At 69.1% G+C, this 23619-nt stretch carries 21 protein-coding genes and 1 pseudogene; 7 read left to right on the top strand and 15 right to left on the bottom strand.

All coding sequences use genetic code 11. The features are described from left to right. A pseudogene (locus VE172_RS03760) lies at positions 1–230 on the bottom strand (arginase family protein); the annotation flags it as partial. Positions 231–434: 204 nt separating this feature from the next. Then, on the bottom strand, positions 435–575 hold the full coding sequence (locus VE172_RS03765; protein ID WP_324797368.1) for a hypothetical protein: 141 nt from the start codon (positions 573–575) through the stop codon (positions 435–437). Between the two features lie 528 nt (positions 576–1103). Between VE172_RS03765 and VE172_RS03770 the strand changes: the two genes are divergently transcribed. Continuing rightward, entirely contained in the window at positions 1104–1421 is a 318-nt protein-coding gene (locus VE172_RS03770; protein ID WP_324797371.1) for a hypothetical protein, read from the top strand. Between the two features lie 156 nt (positions 1422–1577). Beyond that, positions 1578–2615, top strand: coding sequence for a hypothetical protein (locus tag VE172_RS03775; protein WP_324797372.1), 1038 nt, complete (start codon positions 1578–1580; stop codon positions 2613–2615). 41 nt (positions 2616–2656) lie between these two features. Here the strand turns inward: VE172_RS03775 and fxsT are convergent, their stop codons facing one another. Both fxsT and VE172_RS03785 read right to left on the bottom strand, forming a co-directional pair. Next, positions 2657–5476: an FxSxx-COOH system tetratricopeptide repeat protein gene (fxsT, locus tag VE172_RS03780; protein ID WP_324797376.1), complete on the bottom strand. Its 2820-nt coding sequence runs from the start codon at positions 5474–5476 to the stop codon at positions 2657–2659. Positions 5477–5572: 96 nt separating this feature from the next. Beyond that, positions 5573–7840 (bottom strand): serine/threonine-protein kinase, encoded by a 2268-nt coding sequence (locus tag VE172_RS03785; protein ID WP_324797379.1) that lies wholly within the window; start codon positions 7838–7840, stop codon positions 5573–5575. Positions 7841–8013: 173 nt separating this feature from the next. Here VE172_RS03785 and VE172_RS03790 point away from each other — a divergent pair, with 173 nt between their 5' ends. Beyond that, entirely contained in the window at positions 8014–9144 is a 1131-nt protein-coding gene (locus tag VE172_RS03790; RefSeq protein ID WP_324797382.1) for a hypothetical protein, read from the top strand. 15 nt (positions 9145–9159) lie between these two features. Here VE172_RS03790 and VE172_RS03795 read toward each other — a convergent pair whose 3' ends face one another. Together VE172_RS03795 and VE172_RS03800 are read right to left on the bottom strand one after the other, a co-directional pair. Next, complete coding sequence (locus tag VE172_RS03795; RefSeq protein ID WP_324797384.1) at positions 9160–10314, bottom strand: MalY/PatB family protein; 1155 nt, start codon at positions 10312–10314, stop codon at positions 9160–9162. Positions 10315–10351: 37 nt separating this feature from the next. Next, positions 10352–10912: a dihydrofolate reductase family protein gene (locus VE172_RS03800; protein ID WP_324797387.1), complete on the bottom strand. Its 561-nt coding sequence runs from the start codon at positions 10910–10912 to the stop codon at positions 10352–10354. 135 nt (positions 10913–11047) lie between these two features. Here VE172_RS03800 and VE172_RS03805 point away from each other — a divergent pair, with 135 nt between their 5' ends. Both VE172_RS03805 and VE172_RS03810 read left to right on the top strand, forming a co-directional pair. Continuing rightward, complete coding sequence (locus VE172_RS03805; RefSeq protein WP_324797390.1) at positions 11048–11497, top strand: MarR family winged helix-turn-helix transcriptional regulator; 450 nt, start codon at positions 11048–11050, stop codon at positions 11495–11497. Further along, on the top strand, positions 11494–12075 hold the full coding sequence (locus tag VE172_RS03810) for an NADPH-dependent FMN reductase (RefSeq protein WP_324797393.1): 582 nt from the start codon (positions 11494–11496) through the stop codon (positions 12073–12075). The genes VE172_RS03805 and VE172_RS03810 overlap by 4 nt, the downstream gene beginning before the upstream one ends. Before the next feature lie 192 nt (positions 12076–12267). Here the strand turns inward: VE172_RS03810 and VE172_RS03815 are convergent, their stop codons facing one another. The 7 genes from VE172_RS03815 to VE172_RS03845 all read right to left on the bottom strand — a co-directional run bounded on the left by VE172_RS03815 (position 12268) and on the right by VE172_RS03845 (position 19420). Then, positions 12268–13299, bottom strand: a complete 1032-nt coding sequence (locus tag VE172_RS03815) for an alpha-hydroxy acid oxidase (RefSeq protein ID WP_324797396.1) — start codon at positions 13297–13299, stop codon at positions 12268–12270. 48 nt (positions 13300–13347) lie between these two features. Further along, positions 13348–14253 carry a M23 family metallopeptidase gene (locus VE172_RS03820; protein WP_324797399.1) on the bottom strand — a complete coding sequence of 302 codons (906 nt, stop codon included), beginning with the start codon at positions 14251–14253 and terminating at the stop codon, positions 13348–13350. A gap of 122 nt (positions 14254–14375) precedes the next feature. Then, positions 14376–15242 (bottom strand): M23 family metallopeptidase, encoded by an 867-nt coding sequence (locus VE172_RS03825; RefSeq protein WP_324797401.1) that lies wholly within the window; start codon positions 15240–15242, stop codon positions 14376–14378. 108 nt (positions 15243–15350) lie between these two features. Beyond that, positions 15351–15776, bottom strand: a complete 426-nt coding sequence (locus VE172_RS03830) for an LppU/SCO3897 family protein (protein WP_324797404.1) — start codon at positions 15774–15776, stop codon at positions 15351–15353. Between the two features lie 9 nt (positions 15777–15785). Beyond that, on the bottom strand, positions 15786–16634 hold the full coding sequence (locus tag VE172_RS03835) for a sugar ABC transporter permease (RefSeq protein ID WP_324797407.1): 849 nt from the start codon (positions 16632–16634) through the stop codon (positions 15786–15788). Next, entirely contained in the window at positions 16631–18181 is a 1551-nt protein-coding gene (locus tag VE172_RS03840; RefSeq protein ID WP_324797410.1) for an ABC transporter permease subunit, read from the bottom strand. Before VE172_RS03840 ends, VE172_RS03835 begins: the two co-directional genes overlap by 4 nt. A 3-nt stretch (positions 18182–18184) precedes the next feature. Then, entirely contained in the window at positions 18185–19420 is a 1236-nt protein-coding gene (locus tag VE172_RS03845) for a sugar ABC transporter substrate-binding protein (protein WP_324797412.1), read from the bottom strand. Positions 19421–19529: 109 nt separating this feature from the next. Between VE172_RS03845 and VE172_RS03850 the strand changes: the two genes are divergently transcribed. Both VE172_RS03850 and VE172_RS03855 read left to right on the top strand, forming a co-directional pair. Next, the gene (locus VE172_RS03850) at positions 19530–20528 is read left to right on the top strand and encodes a LacI family DNA-binding transcriptional regulator (RefSeq protein ID WP_324797414.1); all 999 of its coding nucleotides are present in this window, start codon (positions 19530–19532) and stop codon (positions 20526–20528) included. A 9-nt stretch (positions 20529–20537) separates the two neighbouring features. Continuing rightward, positions 20538–22058 carry a glycoside hydrolase family 13 protein gene (locus VE172_RS03855; protein ID WP_324797417.1) on the top strand — a complete coding sequence of 507 codons (1521 nt, stop codon included), beginning with the start codon at positions 20538–20540 and terminating at the stop codon, positions 22056–22058. On the opposite strand, the gene VE172_RS03860 is transcribed toward VE172_RS03855, so the two are convergent. Next, a complete protein-coding gene (locus tag VE172_RS03860; RefSeq protein WP_324797420.1) occupies positions 22048–22380 on the bottom strand; it encodes an NIPSNAP family protein in 333 nt (110 codons plus the stop codon). The two genes, VE172_RS03855 and VE172_RS03860, sit on opposite strands and share 11 nt — an antisense overlap. A gap of 21 nt (positions 22381–22401) precedes the next feature. Next, positions 22402–23589 (bottom strand): FAD-dependent monooxygenase, encoded by a 1188-nt coding sequence (locus tag VE172_RS03865; protein WP_349258243.1) that lies wholly within the window; start codon positions 23587–23589, stop codon positions 22402–22404. Positions 23590–23619 lie beyond the last annotated feature (30 nt).

The following is a 23619-nucleotide window of genomic DNA, read 5'->3' on the forward strand; positions in this document are numbered from 1 at the left end:
CGGGTGGTGGAGCAGTCGCCCGAGAGCACCAGGGGCCGGGTGGTCTGTGCCACCGCGTCGGCGGTTGCCTGGTGCAGCCGGTTCACGCGGGCCGGGAGGGGGCCTTGGGGCAGTGGCGGGGGGATGATCGCGGTCGCGGTGGCCGGGATCGGGAAGTCCGGGAGGTGCTCGTCGATGTGCCAGGGCGTGACGATCAGATCCCAGGCGCCGTCGGTGTTGTGGTCAGCCATGAAGTGTCTCCGCTTCTTTGCGATGGGTGAGTTGTCGGTTCTGGACGAGCGGGTCGATCAGCCGTCGCAGCTCGGCGGCGCCTACCTTCAGGTGCGCGGTGAGCTGTGCCCTGGATTCGTCAGGGCTGCCGTGCGGGGTGTCCAGCAGCCGGCGATGGTCGTCCGCGGTGCGGGTGCGTCCGTGGCTGGACCGCTCAGCCAGCGCTAGGGCGGGGAGCTGCTCTTGCTGGGGCTGTCCGTGGAGTGGAGGAGTCGGTCGCCCTCAAGCATGGTGGCGGCGTCGCCGTCGCCGAAGGCGCGTTCTACCTGGTCAACCAGGTCGGCGCCGTCAAGGGCTTGAACCATCTCGCCTCCTCTTTCGACACCTGCCGTGAGGCCTTGGATTGCCTCGCAATAGATTGCCATGTCTTCCGGCAATCCGACAAATTCAGTGACGAAATGGGGCCATGCCCGTGCCCGGACAGCGCCGCGAGGACTCCACCCACCCCGATCGATGAGGCGACGGCGGCGCCCGCCGCTTGCTGACAACGGCCACGCGGATCGGGCCGGTCACCGACGAAGCGCGGCGCCGGGGTCGTCGTGGGGGTGGCGGCCGGAGTCTTCGCCATCACGTACGGCGGCGAATGCACCCACGACGCCGCGGGCGGTCCGCAAGCTCGCTGCGACCTTGGCACGATTCGCGAACTCGGCGAGGACCAGGATGTCCTCATGAGCTCGGACGGCGAGTAACTGGCCGGATCCGAGGACGACGGCACGACGGCACGACGACCAGCTTCCACCCCAAGACCGACGGGAGGCCGTCCGTTGGGGCGGTCGGCGGGTCGTCGGCAGTCACCAACCACCGACCACAACGGACAACTCACCGGAGATCCCGTGGAAACACCGGGGCGGCCGCACGACGAACCGAAACGGCCCGACCGGGCCAGACAGGGCTACATATCCGCGGTCAACGACAACGGCGCGGCCGTCGGCTGGCGCCCGATCGACAACACGCATACGCGACCCGTGGTGTGGAAACCCGGCTCCACCAAGGCGACCGTGCTGCACACCGAAACCGAGTACGGCGGTGTGGCCGACGACAAGGGCACCACTGAGCTGCCTTCCGTCAAGGGTCCCCGCTCCAAGATTCCCGAGTCCACGAAAGCGACGGACGCGCCGTCGTGTGGACCTGCCATTGACCCCGTCCCCTAGCCGCTGGAGTTCCGTACGTGCCGGATCCGTCGCACGCGCCGACTCACGGGATCTTGTGCCCGGGGCGGGAAAGGGCTACGCTCTGCCAGCACTGACCTATATGCACGTCTCCCGGGCCGAGTTCGTTCGGCTCACCGACAGGACAGGTGGTGGACCATGTCCAGGCTGGTGCACTATGTGGGCAGTCTGCCCCCCGAGATCAACACGAGCCCGCGCGACGGCATGCGCTGGATCATCGACCGCAGCGCCGATGCCGGGCTGTCGACCCTGCCGTGGGACAGCGATCCGAAGTGGATCGTGGCGTTCCTGCTCGGCCTGGCCGAACGCGGTGAGGCCCTCGAGGTGGCCGCGTCGGGCGACTGGGGCGACTACGACAAGCAGCAGCGTTACCGCGTCAAGGCGGGCGTGAAGCTGACGCCGTCTCACGTGTCGATGCGCCGCGAGGAGCAGATCCGCAAGAACCTGGCCGTGTACCGGGAACTGGTCGCCGACGACTCACGGCTGACCGGGGTTCCGTTCCAGCAGAGCCTTCCCAGCCCGCTGGACCTGTCGCTGTTCACCTTCGGGCAGCGTCCCGTGCTGTTGAAGCACGTGTCGACGTACGCCGACGCGCTGGCCGAGGAGGTGACGAAGCTGCACGCCACGGACGGCGAGGACCTCGTGTGGCAGCTGGAGGCGCCCTCGGTGCTGGTGTTGCTGAACAGGACGCCGCGGCCCCTGCGGGGGCTGGTCGCGAGGCGGTTGGCGGCCCAGATCGCGGCGTTCGTGAAACGGCTGCCGCAAGAAAGTCGGCTGATCCTGCACCTGTGCTACGGCAACCTGAACGACACCGAGCTGATCGCGCCGCGTGACTTGGCCGGGGTCGACGTGTTCCTCAACGCGCTGCATCACCGGCTGCGCGCGCAGGACCGCCAGATTCCGCCCGTACACGTCCCGGCCGCGTACGGTTCGCAGCCGCCGCCGGTACGGCCGGAGTTCTACGCCGCGTTGCGAAACGTGCATGCCGACTGGCCGCTGGTGGCCGGCGTCGTCGACGAGAACCAGCCGGACGACTCCCGCCAGGCCCTCACCCTGTTCGAAGAAGCGGCCGGGCGCACCAGCCACGCCGTGGCCACCGCGTGCGGCCTCGGGCGACACAGCGAGGCCGACGCGCTGGCCGCCGCGGCGCTCATGACCGAGCTGGCCGCGGACTGACCGATCGGGTCGGCACTGACGGCCCGTTCCGCGGGAGTCTCTTATGGACTGTCGCTTGGGGATTCGGGCACGCCGCCGAAGACTCTCTTGTGCCAGTCCTGGATGTTCACCCGAGCGGGGTGATCGGGCGGGTAGGCGTCCCCCGCCACCTTCACGGCGCGATCGGCCGCCTCGCGCGCGTCGCGGACGCGCCGCAGGTCGAGCAGCCGGTCGCTGAGGTGCCGATAGCGATCGGCCACGTCGGGATGCGCGGGCCCGAGCGCGGCGAGGGTCACCCTCAGGGCGCGCTCCTCCAGCGCCACCGCCTCGTCGAAGCGCTTCAGCCTGCGAAGCGTGGTGCCGAGATAGCTCATCCGACGCGCGGTATCGGGGTGGTCGGGGCCGAGGGCGGCCTCGGCGATGGCCAGCGCCCGTCGCTTGAGGGCGAGGGCCTCCACGTCACGGTCGAGTCGGGACAGGGCGTACGCGACGTTGTTCAATCGGAGCGCGGTATTGGGATGATGCGGCCCCAGGACGTTCTCCGTGATCGCCAGGGCCCGCTCCTCCAACGGCAACGCCTCGTCGTGGTGCCCGAGGCGGCTGAGGACCCAGGCGAGATCGCTCATCCTGGAGGCGACCTCGGGGTGGTCGGGGCCGAGGGCGGCCTCGGCGATGGCCAGCGATCGCTCCATCAGGGGCCGGGCGTCGCCGTAGCGCCGAAGGTTGGACAGCGTATTGGCGAGGTCCTTCAGGCGCGTGGCGGTCTGTTGGTCGTCGGGGCCGAGCGCGGCCTCCGTGATGGCGAGGGCGCGTTGTTCCAGCGGCAACGCCTCGTCGTGGCGTTCGAGGAGGGACAACGTGTGGGCGAGCAGGCTCATGTGGTGTGCGGTGGCGGGGTTGTCGGGGCCGAACGCCGTCGTGGCTATGGCGAGCTCCCGCTCCCGCAGCGGGACGGCCTCGGTGTCGCGGCCCAGACGGGACAGGTCGAAGGCGATGCTGCTCAACCGATGCGCGGTGGCGGGGTTGTCGGGGCCGAGGGCCGCCTCGGTGATGGCCAGCGCCCGCTCCTTCAGCGCCAGCGCCTGTTCGTAGCGGCCCAGATGGGACAGGACCGACCCGAGGTCGTTCAGGCGGTCGGCGACCAGGGGATCGTCGGCGCCGAGGGCGGCCTCGGTGATGGCGAGTGCCCGCTCGAGCAGCGGCAAGGCGGTGGCGTATTGCGACTGGGAGTCGTAGAAGTATCCGAGCTGCCCGATGAGGTAGGCGAGGCGTCGGGATGGGCTGGCGTCCACGTGGTGGGTGGCGTGGGTGGTGATGTGGGGGGCGAGGGCGTGCCAGGTGGGCCAGTCGGCCATTTCGGTGAGGATGCTGGTGCGGGGCATGGCGTCGTACAGCAGGTGCAGGGCGTTGCGGCGGGCCTGGTGGTGTTGGTGGGTGTCGGTTTGGTGGCGTATGACGGTCTGGACGAGGCGGTGGATGGACACTGTGGACTCGGTGAGGGTGATCATGTGGTATTCGGCCAGGATCCGTATGGCTTGGTCCAGTTGATCGGTGTCGAGGCCGGGGTGGTGGTCCAAGACGGCGCGGGGCAGGGCGTCGGGGGCGAGGAACGCCATGGTGCGCAGCAGGTCGACGGCTTCGGGGAGGGCGTGTTCGATGGTGACCACGGTGATGTTCCAGGTGCGCGCCACGGTGGCTTCGGAGTCGTCGGTGTCGGTGGTGGTGCCGTAACCGAGCAGCCGAGCGGGGCGTTGCGCGAGTTGGTCGAGATAGGACGATATGGAGACGCGTTGGTGCCGCAGATACGCGGCGGCCTGTTGCAGACCCAGGGGAAGGCCGCCCAGTTCGTCTGCCAGCCGTAGGGCGTCGTCGCGTTCGGCGGCGGGGCGGTTTCCCGCCGACAGCAACAGATCGGCGGCCAGCGGGCCGGGGATGGTGTCGAGCTCGATCGGGGACGCGGCCAGGTCGAGGTGGCGGCGGCTGGTGACGATGACCGCGCCGTGTGACGCCGAGACCAGGTCGCCCACCGCGGCGCTGAAGTCGCTGGTGGATTCCACATTGTCCAATATGAGGAGCCAGCCGGGGTGGTGTTGGAGCCAGGCCAGTGCCCACTGGGCGAGTTCCTGGCTGGTGTGGCCGATGACGGCGTCACCGACCTGGGTGGAGGTCGCGCCGCACAGGACCCGGGCCAGGCGGGCCAGGCCATCCTGGACGTTGCCGAGGGTGTCGGCGGTGACCCAGCAGCGCAGCCGATACCGCTTCGCGTACTGGCGGGCGTAACGCAGCGCCAGTTCGCTCTTGCCCACTCCACCCAGGCCCGCGATCGACTGGGTGATCACCGCGCCGCCACCACCAGACAGGGCGTTGGCGAGACGGTCGAGTTCACTGGTCCTGCCGACGAACCGTCCACTGTCGCGGGGCGCGGGCAGCCCGACCGTTAAACCGTCGGCACAGTCGACGTCGTCGGGTCGCCGCAGCGGCGCCGCGGCGGCGTTGTACTGGGTGTTGTGGTCACCGAACTGGGCGTTGCCTTGAAGTGTCCCGATCGCGGTGGCACCCTCACCGATGGCGGTGACCCCGCCGAGTTCGGCGGCGATGTCACGAGCCAGGTCGGGATCGGCGGCAAGCGCCCGTTTGATGGCGCGGCGCAGGACCGCGCGGGCATCGGCGTCGGCGTCGTCGGCGGCCAGTTCATCCATGGCCTCACACGTCGAGGCATCGGGACCGCCGTCACCGAACACCCGCCGCCACAACCCCGCCGCCGCTTTACCCGCCGCCGACGCGCCCTGCTTGACACCCTCGACCAGCAACATGCTCCCGTACTGGACGATCCCCGCCTGCGCCTGCGACAACACCTGATCAGGCAACACCTGCAAATCCATCCACACACCCCTGAACACTCGGCAGGTCCCCAATGGTAGGCGAACGAAGCCTGCGGGCGTCCCGCCAGCGGAAACCCCCAGCGGCGGCGCGACGCGCTACGGGGCCTTGCCTCCGCGGTACTGCCACACGGTGATGCCGTCGGGTGTGGGGCAGGCGAGGTGGGTGCCCTCGGTGACGCATTGGGGGAAGACCTGGCGCATGCCGAGCTCGCGGGTGGAGGCGTCGGCGGCGTCGAGGCCGGTGAAGAAGTGCTTCTCGATGGGCAGGGAGGGGTCGTTGCCCGGGGCGCGGGGGTAATCGAGGAAGGTGCCGCGGTCGATGGGGCGGAAGACGCCGGGTTTGGGGCCGCCCAGGGGTTCGAGCTTGGCGTCCAGGAGCTGGGTCGAGTAGGCGCCCTCGTGGTAGTCGATGACGGCGGTGGTGGTTCCGGCGGCGTAGATGTCGCTGACCACCTCGTCGCCGTCGTTTTGCCACAGTGGAGGGGCGTCGGGGTGGGCGAAGTCGATGATGACGGCGCCGGTGGCGCCCCACTTGTCGTCGCGGACGCACACGCGGGTCTTGCCACACTGGACGATCTTGAGCGGGTTGTGGCCCGAGCGCAGGGATTCCCAGCGGCCCTTCTCGGCGAAGCCGTGGGCGATGTCGCGCATCGTGACGGTGTAGGTGCCGTCGCCGTTGGGCTTGGCGTCGAACATCATGCCCTGGAAGGCCGTGGCCACCGTGCCGCCGGCGTCGGTCGAGGCGGACGACACCGCGTCGCCCGACGCCGCGTCGACCCTCCACACTGTGCCGTCGGCGCCGTGGACCAGGAGGCGCTTGGGGTCTTGGGGGCTGGCGCGGCCGGGTTGGGCGGTGAAGTCCTTCCAGGTGGCCTCGGTGTCGAGCCCGACCACCGTGGAGTCGTAGTCCTGGGTCCAGGCCTGGGTTCCGTCGGCGTTGAACGCCGTGACGGTGTGGGTGTTCTTGACGAAGGCGACGACCCGGGAGCCGACGTTCTTGATCTCGATGCCGCCGTCGAGGTCGACGATCTTTCGCGAGGATCCGGTGGCGGGGTCGAGGAAGTTGAGCACGCCGGCGTCGGTGTCGGCGGTGTAGAGCAGGTGGTGGCCCGCGCGCAGCGCCAGGCCGACCGGGGAGTCGATGGGTTTTGTCCACTTTCGCTTGCCGGTGGCCAGATCCACGGCGGTGGCGCGAAACGAGCCGTCGTCGTCGGTCTGGGCGAAGTAGGCGACGCCGTCGGCGGTGACGGGTTCGGGGGTGTCGCCGCGGTCGGTGTCGTCCTGGCCGTCGAACGCGACGGGATCGCCGTGCTGGGCGAGCTTGTGGAGATTCGACACGCCGGCGGCGGAGTCGGGGTCGTTGCCGTTGGTGGCGGCGGCGTTGAGATACCAGACGAGCCCGCCGCCGGAGGCCGCCAGCACCAGGGCCAGCGCGGCGGCGAGTGTCCACTTGGGCCAGCGGCGGCGCTTGGGCCGGGACCACAGCGTGGTGGGGGGCAGCAGGCGCTTGGGCTTGCGGGGCACGGGAACCGCGGCGGTGTCGGGGTCGACGTGGACGGCGCGGCACGCCTCGGCGAACTCGGCGGCGGTGCCGTGGCGCTCGGCGGGCCGCTTGGCCAGGGCCCGCATCACCACCTCGGCGACCTCGGACGGCACCTCGTCGGGCAGGGGGGTGGGGTCGTGGTGCAGGTGTCCCGTGAGGAGTGACGCGGGGGTGTTGCCCGCGTAGGGGAGCTTGCCGCTGAGGGTCTCGTAGGTGACCACGCCGAGCGCGTAGACGTCGGAGGCGGAGGTGATCCGTTCCCCCTGCAGCTGTTCGGGGGACACATAGGGCAGCGAGCCCATGAAACGTCCCGTGGACGTGATGTCACCGTCTCCGTAGGACTGCGAGATGCCGAAGTCGACGAGCTTGACGGTGTCGCCGCGCACCAGGATGTTGCTGGGCTTGATGTCGCGGTGGACGATGCCGTGCTGGTGGGCGGCGTCGAGGGCCTCGGCGACCGAGGCCATCAGGGGCAGCGCCTCGGCGGCCGACAGGGTGCCGCGGTCGTTGAGGATCTCGCGCAGCGAGGTCCCCTCGGCGTACTCCATGACCAGATACGCCACGGGCTCGTCGTCGATGGTGGTGTCGACGAAGTCGTACAGCCCCACCACCCCGGGGTGCCGCACCGCCCCGACGGCGCGCGCCTCCCGCGCGAACCGCAGCCGGAACTCCTCGTCGCGGGCCAGGTGGGGGTGCAGCACCTTGAGCGCTACGGTGCGTTCGATGCGGACGTCCTTGGCGCGCCACACCGTCCCCATGCCGCCGTTGCCCGCCTCGGCCTCGAGCCGATAGCGTTCGTCCAGCATCTGGCCGGGCCGCATCCGCCGACCTTTCCGTAGGGGGTGGTTTCGCCGATCATGCAGTTTAGCGAGTGGCGCGCGGCGCCCGGTCGGCTCGAACGTCGGCCCGGTTGCCCAAATGCGCCAATCCGACAAGACGGATTTCTGTCACAATCGATGACTTCCCGCATCGTGAGATTCAAATAGGGAGATACATGGGTGCGACGAATCGTGGCCGGCTGTGGTGGGGCGTCTCGGTGGCCGTGGCGGTGGTGATCGCGGCGGCGGTGGCGATCGCGGTCGTTCCGCGGTCGGACACGGCCCACCTGAGCGATACCCCCGGCAAGTCCGCCGAGACGACCGTTGACAAGGCGACCACGTGGAGGATCGTGCACGGAGACGGCAAGCTCGGGGGGACGCTTGAGACGCTGACCATCGCGGACGGCGAGCACGGCTGGGCGTTCGGCAACACCGACGCCGAGGACGACAAGCACACGCGCATCGACGGCTGGGACGGAAAGAAGTGGACGGCCGAGAAGGTGCCGAGTGGATCCACGGTGACCCCCGAGTTCGCCGACGCGTCCAGCCCGACGAACGTGTGGGCCGCCGGTGAGGTCGGTGACAAGACCCAACTGCTGCACTACAACGGAAAGAGCTGGACACCGTCCGCCTTCGACGGCGGCGTCCTCGATGTCGAGGCGGTGTCGTCCACGGACGTGTGGGCCCTGTCGCCGAACGCCAGCGGCGACATGGGTGCCAAGCACTTCAACGGCACCACGTGGAGCGACGCGCCGGAGCCATCCATGTTGTTCCCTGAGAATACGGCGCTCACTTCCCTTGGGCCAAACGAGCTGTACGCCGCGGGCACGAGCGACGACGACATGCCGACCGTCGAGAAGTTCGACGGTACGAAGTGGACCTCAATGGGGGTTCCGAAGGACGTCAAGGGATACTGCGAGGCACGATTCGACGACATCTTCGCGCGCTCGTCCGATGACATCTGGGCGTCGGGCATCAACGACTGCAGCGGCGGCGACGGCACCGAGCAAGAGGGCCTGGTGGCGCACTGGACCGGCGAGAAGTGGGACGTCACCATCGACCACAAGGGCGGGGAATACGCCAGTCTGGCCGATGACGGCGCCGGCGGCGTCTGGCTGGCCGACTTTTACAAGCTCGTCCACATGGCAGCCAACGGCAAGATCACCCGCCTCGGCTTTGAGAGGGCGAAACAAACCCAGACGGTGTTCGTGCGCAACGTCCCGGGTTCCATCAAGATGCTGGCCGCCGGGGCATGCATCTACGGTGGCCCTCCCGACTTCGGCGCCGTGTGGGGTTACGGATTCTGACGGTCGCGCCCGCGTTCAGCCCGCCGCGCGATCGTTGACCGCCGCGGCCATCCGGTACACCGCCTCGGTGAGGATCTCCGGGGAGGTGGCCAGGTTGAGGCGGGCGTGCCCCTTGCCCTCCTCGCCGAACATGGTGCCCGGCGTCAGCGCCACCCGGCCCGTCTCGGCCAGGAACTCGGCGGGGTCGTCGCCCAGGTCGTAGGCGGTGAAGTCCAGCCAGGTCAGGTAGGTGCCGCGCGGCTCGTGGTAGCCGACGTCGGTCAGCTCCTCGAACAGCAGGTCGCCCAGCAGGCGCGCGTTGTCGGCGATGCCGCGGCGCAGCGCGTCGAGCCACTCCTCGCCGTGGTCGTACGCGGCCTGGCTGGCGATCACGCCGAACAGGCCCGCGTTCTCCGCGTAGTCCTCCTCCAGGCGCGGGACGTCGGCCTCGGGCCCGGGCAGCAGCATCGCCGCCTTCAGCCCGGCCAGGTTCCACGCCTTGGACGCCGCGACCATCGTGAACCCGCGCGCCGACGCCTCGGTGTCGAGCGAGGCGAAGGGGACGTGCGGCACGCCCGGCGCGGTGAGCGGGGCGTGGATCTCGTCGGCGATCACGCGGACGTCGTAGCGGTGCGCCAGCTCGGCGATCGCCAGCAGGTCCTCGCGCTCGTACACCACGCCGCAGGGGTTGTGGGGATTGCACAGTAGATAGGCCGCGGGCCCGGCGGCGAAGTCGCTCTCCAGGCGGTCGAGGTCGAGCTCGTACCCGAAGACGGTGCGCCGCAACGGCGACGGCGCCACCTTCAGCCCGTGCTGGCGAATCCACGCGAAGAACGGCGGGTACACGGGGGTGTTGATCACGACGGTCTCGCCGGGCTGGACGATCGCGCCCAGCGCGGCCAGGGCGCCGGCGGCCACGTCCGGGCACAGCAGCACCGACGCGGGGTCGACGTCCCAGTTCCAGCGCCGCTTGGCGAAGCCCGCGAAGGCGGAGGGAAGCCCGTCGGAGTTGGCGTATCCGGTGTCGCCCAGGGCAACCGCGGTGGCCAGGGCGTCACGGATCGGCGGCGCCAGCGGAGTGTCCATTTCGGCCACCCACAGTGGCAGCACGTCGGGGTCGTAGGCGCGCCACTTCACGCTGCGGCGCCGCCGCAGCTCGTCAAGGGTCAGTTCTTCGAGGGGTGAAGACATGGGGTGGATTGTGCCAGTAAACGCCGCGCCCGGCATCTCACACGGTGGCATAGCGGGCGAGCGTCACGCCCGAGGTGAAGCCCTTGACCTCCTCGAGCCGCAACCGCGGTACCTCCAGCCCCTCGGGAAACAGCCGCCGACCACGGCCCTGGACGGCGGGGTACGTGAAGAGGCGGTACTCGTCGACCAGGCCCGCCGCGATCACGGCGTGGCACAGCCGGATGCTTCCCGTCAGCACGATGTCCTTGCCCGACAGGCGTTTCAGCGCGTCGACCTCCGCGGCGACCTCCCCGTTGACGACGGTGGTGTTCTCCCAGCCCGGTTCGGTCAGCGTGGACGACACGACGTACTTGTCGACCTGGTTGAGGTAGGCGCTGATGCCCGAGGTGTCGTCGGTGAGGGTGGGCCAGTAGCCGCGGAAGTCCTCGAACGTCTGCCGCCCGACCAGCAGGCCGTCGGCCTGGGAGTCCTGGCGGTGGATCTCAGCGATCAGGTCGGATTGGTCGATCTCGGTCTGTCCCTGCGGGCTGAACCAGTCGCCGAGGAACTCGATCGATCCGTCGAGGGAGATGTTCTGCGTGACGACGAGTTTGCGCATGGCGAGGATCCTCTCGTATCGAAGCTGTCGACGGGTAGACCCTCGCCGATCCCGAAACTCATCGGTGCCGCGCTGATCTTTCTCAATCCATTCACGATAGTTGATGTGTAAACGGTTTAGGTGTAACCTATCGGCATGGCGTCGACCGACTACCGAGAACTCATGCGCCACCTGCACCGCGCCGCACTGCTCAGCGAGCGCGCGGGCGAGCGCATGTTCACCAGGCGCATCGGCATCGGGCGCACCCAGCTGCTGGTGCTGCGCACCATCGCCGAGGCGGGGGACAAACCGCCCACCCAGCAGGCGATCGCCGACCACCTCAGTCTCACCAAGGGCGCGGTGAGCCGGCAGGTCGACGGCGCGCGGCGCCACGGATGGCTCGAGGTGGCCGAGTCGCCTCGCTCGCGGCGCGAGAAGTCCCTGCGGCTCACCGCGGCGGGACGCGCGCTGCTGGACGAGGGCCTCGCCGTTCAGCGCGAATACGAACGCGCCACCGACACCCACATCAGCGCGGCCGACCTGGCCGCCTCGGTGCGCACCCTCAAGACCATCTGCGAACTGCTCGAAAGGGAGGAACACTCGTGAACATCGCCATCGTGTTGGGCAGCAGCCGTCCGGGGCGGCTCGGGGAACGCGTGTGCCGCATGGTGAGGCGGCTGTCGTCCACCGTGGAGGCCGACTTCACCGTCATCGACGTCGGCGGCTACGACCTGCCGTTCTTCGACGAGCCGATCGCGCCGCTGGCCAACCCCGACCGCCAGACCTCCGCACCCGCGCGACGGTTCCTGGACGACATGGCCGCCGCCGACGGCTACGTCTTCCTGACGCCCGAATACAACTACGCCCCACCCGCGGTCCTGAAGAACGCCTTGGATTTCCTCGCCACCGAGGCGGAGGGAAAACCCGCGCTGATCGTGTCGTATTCCAGCACCCCGCACGGCGGCACCATCGCCGGGCAGCAACTTCGCATCGTGCTCGGCAAGCTCGGCATGCTGCCGTTGCCCAAGAGCCTCCCGTTGGCGCACGCCGACGTCCTGCTCGACCCCGAGGGGCGATTCACCGAGGAATCACGGTGGATCACCCGGATCTCGACATTCATACCGTCCGCATTGGACGACCTGGCGAATCACGCCAGGGTGTTGCGCCAGTTGCGGAAGCCCTAGCCCGTCCTCGCCGAGCCGACGACCGGCTAGGGCCTGTTGGGGAACTCATTTCCGTGGCGAGCGGCGTCCCGTCGAGTGCGTGGCAAGGCGGAGGTGCGCCCGCATACCGGGTGTTGTATGCGGGCGTGCCGACAACGCGGCCAGGCGCCGTCGGGGCGGCGCGCAGCGGGAAACGGGGTTCCCCAACAGGCCCTAACCCGCGACCACGTCCGCGCCGATGTCCGCTATGGACACGGTCCCGGCCAGCGTCATGGCGTGCCCCAGTTCCTCGTCGAGGTCGCCGAGCAGCCGCCGCACCCCGCTCTCGCCGTTGACGGCCAGCGCCCACAGCACGGGCCGCCCGAGCAGCACGGCGCGGGCGCCCATCGCCAGCGCGGCCAGGGCGTGGACACCGCGCCGCACGCCGCCGTCGACGTACACCTCGACGCCGGTGCCGTCGAGCGCGGCGACCACCTCGGGCAGCGCCCGCGCGGTCGGTATCGCCTGGTCGAGCTGGCGCCCGCCGTGGTTGGACACGATCACCGCGGCGGCCCCGGCGTCGGCACAGGCCCGCGCGTCGTCGCCGCGCAGCACCCCCTTGACGATCACGGGGAGCCCGACGGCGTCGCGCAGCCACGCGATGTCGGCGAAGGTGAGGTCGGCCGCCTTGTCGAGCGTCCCGGAGTCCAGGCGCTCGGCGTCGATGTTGGCCAGCAGCTGGTCGTCGCTCACCAGGTCCCACACGCTGTCGCCGCTGGTTTCCTTGTGCCCCACCACGGGCGTGTCGGCGGTGAGCACGATCGCGGTGGCTCCCGCCTCGCGCGCGGCGTACAGCAGGCGGGCGCTGAGCTCGCGGTCGCGCATGATGTACCCCTGGATCCACCAGGGCGCGCCCGCCGCGCCGATGTCGCGAAACGCGGTGCCGGCGTTGCTGGACACGCACATCAGCGAGCCCGACGCCTTGGCCGCCCGGGCCACCGCGGACTCACCGTCCGGGTGGGCGAGCCGTTGCAGCGTGGATGGCGCTATCAGGAACGGCGACGCCACCGGCTGTCCCGCAACGGTTGTCGTCAGCGACACCCGGGACACGTCGCGCAGGATCCGGGGCCGCAGCCGCACCGCCTCCCACGCGGCGACGGCCTCGGACGCGGAAATGCCCGGTCCGGCGCCCTGCCGAAAGTATTCGGCCGCCGGACCGGGCACGATCGCCTCGGCGCGGGATTCCAGTTCGTCAATCCATCTCACGGTTGTCCATGGTGTCCCACGGAGCCGCCGTCCCGCACGCGATTTACATCAGCCGCAGTGTTCGAAGCCGCTGGTGTAGTTGCTGGAGCCGACCGATCCGCCCCACTTCACGCAGGTCTTCTTGGCCGACTTCTTCACCGGACCGGCGTAGTACTTGAAGCTGCCGGAGTTGGTGGATCGCTTGCCGTTCTTCGGTTCCAGGAAGGCCGAGGCCGCGCTGGACTTGCCGATGCTGGTGTTCTTGATGGTCGCCACGCAGTTGTAGCCATTGCCGGAGTTGTACATCAGGTAGACCCGGCCCGCCTTGCCCAGGGCCTGGGAGTCGACGGTCTTGTAGCCGCTGCCGCAGGCGTCGGAGGCGGTGTACGGGTTGCCGCTGGAGCCGCCACAGGTGTTCTTGCTCTTGAACGGCGTGTGGCCGTAGTAGGGCACCTGCTTGCCGCCGACGACGACCTTCTCGACGTGGTTGTTGTAGCGCTCCTCGAAGTGCAGGTGAGGACCGGAGACGTGCCCGGTGGAGCCGACGTGGCCGATGGCGCCGCCCTGGCCGACCTTGCTGCCGACGTGCACGCTCATGTTCTTCAGGTGCGCGTAGAACGTGGTCCAGCCGCCGCCGTGGTCGACGATGACGAGGTTGCCGTAGCCGGTGCCGGACATGGTGCCGGCGTGGATCACCTTGCCGGCGGCCGCGGCGGCGACGGGGGTGCCGTCGATCTGGTGTCCGCCATAGCTTTGCCAGTCAACGGCGAGCTGAGGGCTGTGGCCCGTGAAGGTGGCGGCCTGCCAGGTCTGTCCGCAGTGGAACGGCATCTGGAAGGCGGGCTTGGAGGTGGTGTTGACGTCAGCCTGGGCGAATACCGGGATGGTCGCCGCGGCGATCAGGGCTACCGCCGCGGACAGACCGAGCAACCAGCGCTTCTTTTTGAGGATTCCGGGTAGTTTTACTTTTGGCATTTCACTCTCCTTGGGGGTTTGTGAACGGGCACAGGATATGAAACCCAGCCAACGCACATTCGATCCATAATGCGCCGTATACCCGCCGAACGGGGATTGTTCGGCGGGTATGTCCGATCGGTTCAGCCGCAGTGTTCGAACGGGCTGGTGTAGGTGGTCGATCCGTAGGAACCGCCCCAGCGCACGCACGTGCCCTTGGCGGTGACCTTCACCGGGCCCGCGTAGTAGGTGAAGCTGCCGGAGTCGGTGGCGCGGGTGCCGCCCTGTGGTTCGACGAACGCCGAGGTGGCGCTGGCGGTGCCGACGTTCTTGTGCTTGATGGTCACCGCGCAGTTGGAACCGGTGGAGGAGTTGTACAGCAGGTACACCTGCGCCACATTGGACAGCGCCGCGGAGTCGACGACGCCGTAGCCGCTGCCGCACAGCTTCTGGGAGCTGTAGATGTTGGCGCCGCAGTAGTTCTTGGACGTGAACGGCGTGTGCGCGTAGTACGGCACGGCGGCGCCGTCGATGACGACCTTCTGGGTGACGTCGTTGTACCGCTCCTCGAAGTGCAGGTGCGGTCCGGTGACCTGGCCGGTCTGTCCGACGTAGCCGATCCGGGTGCCGAGGTCCACATAGTCGCCGACGGCCACGGTCATGCTGTCCAGGTGGGCATAGCGGGTGGTCCAGCCGCCGCCGTGGTCGACGATGACCAGGTTGCCGTACCCGGTGCCGGACATGGTCCCGGCGTGGGTGACCTTTCCCGCGGCGGCCGAGGCCACCGGGGTTCCCTTGATATTGGTTCCCTGGAAGTCAACGGCCAGTTGGGGACTGTGGGTAGAGAACGTGGCGGCCGTCCAGGTCTCGCCGCAGCGGAAGGGCATCTTGAACGCCGGGGCGGCCTGGGCGGTGACGTCGGCGTGGGCGATCGAGGGCGCGATCGCGGTGGCCGCGAGGGCGAGGGCGGACAGCAGGCCGATCAGCCAGCGTCGCTTGGTACGGGGCATGGCAACACTCCAAAGTCATCGGCCGGGCGAGCCGAATGAGCAGGGGTATCACATATAGCCAATGGCCGAATAAGTCGCCCACAATGCCCGGTATGCCCCGAACGGGGATCACGGTTTGTACGGCTTGACGCAGTAGACGTACTTGTCGCCGCTCCCCGAAAGGGACTGCCCGTCCGGGTCGGGGCACTCCTTGGCGTCAGTGACGATCTTGGTCACCTCCAGGTCGCGGGCCGTGGCGTCGTCGCAGTCGATCCGCTTGATCGCCTTCTTGGTCGACGACGGCATTCGCAGACAGTCGCCCACCTCATAGGACGCGGCGGGGTGCGAGCTTTCGGGCGGTGGAGTGCAATCGGTCCCCGACACCGTGTTCAGATAGCCGCAGGCGGGCGTCGGGTCGGTCCAGGGGAGCCTGCCGTCGTTGGCCAGCAGGACGGCGGCGACGCCCCCGGTCAGCACCACGACGGCCAGCACCGCGACGATCACGATCAGCGGTCGGTTGCCGCGCCGGGGCGGCGGCGGTGGTGGGTACGTCATGCGGCCAAGCTATCCCTTGACCGCCCCCGCCGTCAGGCCGCCCACGATGTAGCGCTGGAGGAAACCGAACACCGCCACCGTGGGGATGGCGGTGAGGAGCGTTCCGGCACAGAACATCCCGAAGTTCGCCTCGCGCGAGTTCGACGCCACCATGCCCGCCAGGCCGACCGCCAGGGTCTTGGAGTCGGGGTCGGTGAGGAAGACGCTGGCGAAGATGTACTCGTTGACGATGCCGATGAACGCCAGCAGGCCCGAGATCGCCAGGATCGGCGTCACCAGGGGCAGGATGATCCGGAAGAACACCTGCGCGTGGGTGGCGCCGTCCATGATGGCCGATTCGTCGAGCTCGATGGGAACGGTGTCGAAGAAGCCCTTCATCAGCCAGGTGTTGACGCCCAGCGCCCCGCCCAGATAGACCAGGATCAGCCCCGAGGGGGTGTTGAATCCGAATTGCGGCCAATAATCGCCGACCGTGGAGAACATCAAATAGATGGCCACAATCGCCAGAAATTGCGGAAACATCTGAATCAACAACAGGCTGAGCAGCCCCACCCGGCGTCCGGCGAATCTGAAGCGGCTGAAGGCGAACGCCGCGGCGGCCGACAGCAGCACCGACGACACCACGGTGAGCACCGCGATCATCAGGGTGTTGCCGTACCAGGAGGCGAACGGCGTGTCGGAGAACAGCTGCGCGAAGTTGGACGCCGACACGCCGTGGGAGGGGAGCAGCGACGTCGACGACAGCGTCCCCAACGGATTGAAGGCGCTGGAGACGACGAAGACGATCGGGGTGAGCGCGAAGATCGTCACGGCGATCGCGACCAGGTGCCGCCAGCCGAAGGTCCTGAGCCACTTCATCGGTACACCTCTTCGTGGCGGCGGGTGGTGCGGAAGCTGATCGCCGAGATCACGGCGACGATGAGGAAGATGAATACGCTGATGGCCGCGGCGAAGCCGTAATCGGCGCCGCCGCCGCCGAAGGCCAGCGAGTACGTATAGGTGATGAGCAGGTCGGTGCCGCCCGCCGCCGCCGAACCCGAGTTGAACGGGGCGCCGGCCGTGGTGAGCTGGATGACGTTGAAGTTGTTGAAGTTCAACGCGAAGGACGAGATCAGCAGCGGCGTCAGCGCGATCAGGATCAACGGCAGCGTGACCTTGCGGAAGCGCTGGCCCGCCGAGGCGCCATCCACTGTGGCGGCGTCCATGGAGTCCTGCGGGATGGCCTGCAGCGCACCGGTCGTGATGAGGAACATGTACGGAAAGCCCAGCCACAGATTGATGAGGATGACCGCGGCGCGGGCGCTGGTGGTGTGGCCGAACCACTCGATGTGCAGGCCCAACAGCGAGTTCAACAGTCCATAGTCGGCATTGAACATGTCGCGCCACACCAGCAGCATCCCGAAGGCGGGCATCGCGTAGGGCAGCACGATCGCGGCGCGGTACAGCTTGCGCGCCCGCAGCTTCGGGTGGTTGAGGGCCAGTGCGCACACCAGGCCGAGCGCGAACGTGAGCAACACCGAGGCCACCGCGAACACCAGGTCCCACACGAGGATGCCCAGGAACGGCCCGCGCACGCTCGGGTCGGTCAGCACCTTGACGAAGTTGGACGCGCCGATGTTGACGCGCCAGCCCTGGGCCAGGGCCTTGCCGTGGGCATCGACGAAGCGCCCCTTGGCGTTGTCGGCGGTCCAGCGGTGGTGGGTCTTGACGTCGGTGACGCAGTCGCAGTCGGAGTGATAGACGCGGGTGGCCCTGCCCTCGTACGCGGTGGAGATGCCGCTGGCCCGGATGCCCTTGCCGTGGCCGGTGGGCACCGCCAGGCCGCTGATCTCGGCGTCGCGGGAGGCGATCTGCGTGGCGCTCAGGACCCGGAAGCCCTTGGCCGACACGATCTTGTCGCCGACGCGCCTCACCCGGTCGGCGTCCAGCGTGGACAGGCCCTCGCGGTCGCCGGAGTATGCCCTGCCCTTGGCGTCGGACAGCAGGAAGGTGAGCTCGCCGCTGGAGCTGTTGACCGCTGGGGTGAGGGTGTAGGTGGGGGAGCCGTCCACCTGCTCCACCGAGGCGGCTTCCACAAAGGCGATGGTGTCGGCCTTGTCGCCGCGGTGCCCGTCGCCGAAGTTGGTGGTGGCGGTGGACACGGTGATGAGCACCGGCACCACCTGGAACGCCAGCAGCAGCAGGGTTCCGGGGAACAGGTACTTGGCGGCCAGCCGCCTGGGCGACAGGTACACATAGAACAGCGCGGCGGTCGCGGCGACCACGATCGCGGTGCCGACCCAGTCGCGGGCGCCGATCAGGGGCATAAGCGCCCATACCGCCACGGCCGCCGACAGCGACAGCACCGCGATCTTGACGAGCAGTCCCGCGGTGGTGCCGCTGCCGGTGGAACGCACAGCAGCCATTGCCTACTTGTTCTTCTTGATCGCGTCGGAGATCGACTTGGCGGCGTCCTTGATGGACTTCGTCGGGTCCTTGCCGTCGAGGACGGCGGCCTCGGCCTTGCCGAAGGGATCCCACACCGCCGACATCTCCGGAATGGACGGAAGGATGTCGCCGCCCTTGGCGGCGGCGAGGAACGCCGCCACGTCGGGGTCGGACTTGCTCACCGACTGGTAGACGCTGGTCGACGCGGGGATCCGCGGGTCGGCCTTGTACAGCGCCTTGGACAGCTTGTCGGTGGAGGCGTAGTTGGTGACGAACTCCGAGGCCATCGTCTTGTGCTTGCCCTTGCTGGCGGCGTAGAACGCCTGCACCCCAACGAATGGCGTGGCCGCCTTGCCGCCGGAGAAGCCCGGTATCGCCGAGACCTCGTAGTCGAACCCGGCCTTCTTGACCTTGGGAAGCGCCCACTGGCCCGAGATCAGGTAGGGCGTCTTGCCCTCGGTGAACAGCGGAATCGCGTTGTCGGCGTTGATCGACGTCTTCATCACCTTGTCGGCGCCGAGCTTGGCGATCTTCTTGAACGCCGCCACGGCGCCCGGTTTGGACAGTCCCAGGTCGCTCGGGTCGTATTCGCCGGATTTGTTGGTGCCGAACAGGTACCCGCCGCCGGAGGCGAAGAACGGGTACATGTGGTACGGGTCCCCCTTGTCTCCCACCTGGACCGACAGGACGTCCTTGGCCTTGTGCTTGGCGACCAGTTTCCTGCCGGTGGACGTGAGGTCCTCGATGGTCTTCGGCGCCTTGGGGGCCAGCTTGGTGTTGCGGATCAGGGCGAGGTTCTCGCGGGCGTAGGGCGTGCCGTAGATCTTGCCGTCGTAGGTGACGGCCTTGAGCGTCACCGGGTCGAGGGCGTCCTTTTGCTTCTGGCTGAGCTGGACGGGGTCGATGGTGCCGTTTTGGACCAGGTTGCCGATCCAGTCGTGGGCGGCGACCAGAACGTCGGGGCCTTCGTTCTGCTGGGAGGCGTCGATGAAGTCCTTCTGCAGGTCGTCGGGGGAGTGGGTCTCCACCTTCACCTTGATGCCGTTGGCCTTGCCGAACTCCTCGGCGAAGGGCTTCAGGACCTTGCCGCGGACGTCGTCGGCCCAGATGACCAGGCCGGTCTTTCCGGACTTGTCGCCGCCGGCGGCGGCGGAACATCCGGTGAGTGTGAGCGAAAGAGCGGCTGCCGCCGCGATCACGGCGCGGGTGCTGCGCATGACCTCTCCTTATGTCTGGGGTGTCACGCACCATAGCAAGAGTTTTCAATATTTGGAAGACCTTGCGTGCTCATTGTTTTCAATTTGCAAATGAGTTACAGTCGCTTGCATGCGAGCCCGACTGTCCGATATCGCCCGTCACGCCGGCGTCAGCGAGGCCACCGTCTCCCGGGTCCTCAATGACCGCCCCGGCGTCGGCGCCTCGACCCGGCAGGCGGTGCTGACCGCGCTGGACGTGTTGGGCTACGAGCGCCCCGCCGCGCTGCGCCAGCACTCCGCGGGCCTGATCGGCCTGGTGGTGCCGGAACTGGAGAACCCGATCTTCCCGCTGTTCGCCCAGGCGATCAGCACCGAGCTGTCGGCCGGCGGGTACACCCCGGTGCTGTGCACCCAAAGCCCCGGCGGCGTCACCGAGGACGAATACGTCGAGATGCTGCGGGAGCGCCGGGTGGCGGGCATCGTGTTCGTCTCCGGCCTGCACGCCGACACCACCGCCGACCCCGGCCGCTACTCCAAACTGGCCGACTCGGGGCTGCCCCTGGTGTTCGTCAACGGCTATGTGGACGAACTTCCCTCGCCCTGCTTCTCCGCCGACGACGCCATCGCCGCCACCCTCGGCGTGGAGCACCTGGTCTCGCTGGGACACCGCCGCATCGGCCTGATCTCCGGCCCCGAGCGCTTCGTTCCGGTGCAGCGCAAGCGGTCGGGCTATGTCGAGGCGATGTCCGGCGTCGGCGAACCCCTGGTCGAGCTCACCATGTTCGGCGTGGAGGGTGGCGCGGCCGCCGCCGCCCGGCTGCTGGACGCCGGCGCCACCGGGATCATCTGCGGCTCCGACCTGATGGCGCTGGGCGCGATCCGTGAGGCGCGCAGCCGCGGGATGGCCATCCCCGGGGACGTGTCCATCGTGGGCTATGACGACTCGCCCCTGATCGGCTACACCGACCCGCCGCTGACCACGGTGCGGCAACCGGCGCGCGCCATGTCGATCGCGGCGGTGCGCGCCCTGCTGGACGAGATCGCCGGACAGGCGGTTCCGTCCACCGAGTACCTGTTTCGTCCCGAGCTCGTGGTGCGGTCGTCGACCGGCGCGGCACCGAACACATAGGAGGAACCCATGTCGCAGTGGTGGCGTGACGCCGTCATCTACCAGGTGTACCCGCGCAGCTTCGCCGACACTAACGGCGACGGGATCGGCGACCTGGCGGGCATTCGGGACCGGATGGGCTACCTGTCACAGCTGGGCATCGACGCGATCTGGCTGTCGCCCTTCTACACCTCGCCCATGAAGGACGGCGGCTACGACGTCGCCGACTTCCGCGACGTGGACCCGATGTTCGGCACCCTGGCCGACTTCGACGCCCTGGTGGCCGCGGCGCATGCCAAGGGCATCAAGGTGATCGTGGACATCGTCCCCAATCACTCCTCCAGCGACCACGCGTGGTTCTCCGCGGCGCTGGCGGCCGGGCCCGGATCGCCCGAGCGCGCCCGCTACCACTTCCGCGACGGCACGGACGGCCCCCCGAACAACTGGCAGTCCTATTTCGGCGGTGGCGCCTGGCGGCGGCTGCCCGACGGCCAGTGGTACCTGCACATGTTCGACGACAGCCAGCCCGACCTCAACTGGGATAACCCCGAGGTGCGCGACTACTTCCTTGGCACGCTGCGCTTCTGGCTGGATCGCGGAGCCGACGGCTTCCGCGTCGACGTGGCCCACGGCCTGGTCAAGGCGCCCGGTCTGCCCGACGCGGAGGAGGAGGCCGCGCCCTCGGAGAGCGCACCCGCCCCGTACCGCGACCAGGACGGCGTGCATGAGATCTACCGCGACTGGCGCCGCGTCCTCGACTCCTACGACGGCGACCGGATGGCGGTCGCCGAGGCCTGGGTGGACAGTCCCGAACATCGCTCCCGCTACGTGCGCGCCGACGAGCTCCACCAGGCGTTCAACTTCGATCTGCTGCAGGCGGGCTTCTCCGCCACCGACTTCCGCAAGGTGATCGACGCCGAGCTGGCCACCTCCGGGACCGTCGGCGCCCCCGCCACCTGGGTGCTGTCCAATCACGACCGCAAGCGCCACGCCACCCGCTACGGCGGCGGCGCGGTCGGCCTGGACCGGGCCCGCGCGGCCAGCCTGCTGATGCTGGCCCTGCCGGGATCGTCCTATCTGTACCAGGGTGAGGAGCTCGGCCTCTTCGAGTACGAGGACCTCCCCGACTCCGCCCGCCAGGACCCGGTCTGGGAACGCAGCGGCCACACCGACCCCGGCCGCGACGGCTGCCGGGTTCCCTTGCCCTGGAAGGCGACCGGTCCCTCGCTCGGCTTCGGCTCGGCCCCCGGCTGGCTCCCGCAGCCCGCCGGCTTCGCCGAGCTGTCGGTCGAGACCCAGGACGGAACCCCGGGTTCCACGCTGGGGCTGTACCGCGCTGCCCTGCGGCTGCGCCGCCGCCACCGCCCCGCCACCCTGACCTGGAACCCGCCCGCGGGCCCCGACGTGTTGTCCTTCGCCAACGGTGCGCTCACCTGCGTCACCAACTTCGGAACGACACCGGTCGCGGTCGACGGCGAGGTGCTGCTGTCGAGCCGGCCGCTGGCCGACGGGCGGCTGCCCGCCAACGCCACCGCCTGGCTCAGCGCCTGAGCGCGGCGACGGCGGCGTCCGACGCCTCCATGACGACGGTGTGATAACTCTCGATCCGGGACAGGATCGCCTCGCGCGGCCCCTGCCTCCACTGTGGGCTGGAATAGAACGCCTCCTCCTGGGCGTCCCGCTGCTCCAGCGATGCGAAGGAGCGCATCAGGTACGCCTCCTCGAAACCGTCCTCATCGAACAGCGAGGCCCCGCAGTCCACCACCGCGATGCCGTGGGCGGCCAGCAGCGGGATGGACTCCTGCCTCATGACGCGCACGAACTCCTCGCGGGTGCCCGGCTTCAATCGATATGTGCGAATCTCCAGAATCATGGGGCGACAGTATCCGCCGCCCTAGCGGGTGGCGCGTTCCAGGCCGCGCAGCAACACCCGGCGGATGCCGGGCACCCGCATGGCGCGAATCATCGCCTCGCCCGCCCACACGTGGGCCCGGCTCGGCGGGCAGAACTGGGCCGTTCCCCTGCGGGCCAGGCCCTGGCGCCTGACGACCTCGGGGCGCGTCGCCTCCTCCCACCGCCGCAGCGCGGCGGGGACGTCGGTTTCCTCCAGGAGGTCGCCCAGGCGGTCGGCTCCCGACAGCGCCAGGGCGGCCCCGTAACCCGCGAACAGCGTCACGCACCACGCCGCGTCCCCGACCAGCACGACGCGGCCCCGGTGCCAGGCCGCCATGTCCACCTGGCTGACGGAGTCGAAGTACGCGTCCTCGGGACGACAGGACAAGCGCCGCAGCGCCTCGGGGACCGCGCCGCCCAGATCGCCGAACCTCCGCGGCAGGGCCGTCCGCGGCCCATCGTCCAGTTCGGACCTTGGGTCGGCGCAGCGGTACGCGAAGAACGCCGACGACCTGTCGGGCCCCAGGTTGATGACCGCGGCGGTGCGCCCCGGCCCGATGAAGGTGGTGCCCGCCCCCTCGGACACCGTTGACGGCGCCGAATCCAGCGGAAACGCCGCCACCATGTGCCGCAGGTCCACGAGGTGCTCGGCCTCGGGCCCGAACACCAGCGCGCGGACGCCCGAATGCAGGCCGTCGGCCCCGACGAGCAGCTCGGCGCGCTCGCGCGAGCCGTCGCTCAGCGTCGCGGTGACGCCCTCGCCGTCCTGGCTCAACGCCGAGACGGTGGTGCCGAACCGGAACCGCGCGACCGCGCGCACCGCCTCGTACAGCGCCGTCTCCAGGTCGCCGCGGAACACCGTGATCGCCCGGGCGCCCAGCGAGGCCCGGGCGACCTCGGACGGGATGGTGAACTTCTCGCTGCCGTCGGCGCGGGTCAGGATCGAGGTGAACACCCCGAGATCCTTGTCCGCCAAGGCGGGCAGGATTCCCAGCCGCCGCGCGGCGTCGTGGCCGGTCCCCAACAGGTTGACCAGGTGGCCGCCGCTGCGGCGGTGCGGGGCGCGCTCGACGATCTGCACCCGCCAGCCCGCGCGGTGCAGCCGCTGCGCCGCGGCCAGGCCGGCGATGCCGGCTCCCACCACGATCGCGCGCCTGGTCGCGGCGGTGGCGCTGTCGTTGTGTCCCATCGGGATCTCCCCACTCCTCGAGAATGAACA

Origin of the sequence: Stackebrandtia sp. (assembly GCF_035643755.1) — a bacterium.
Classification (GTDB): domain Bacteria; phylum Actinomycetota; class Actinomycetes; order Mycobacteriales; family Micromonosporaceae; genus Stackebrandtia.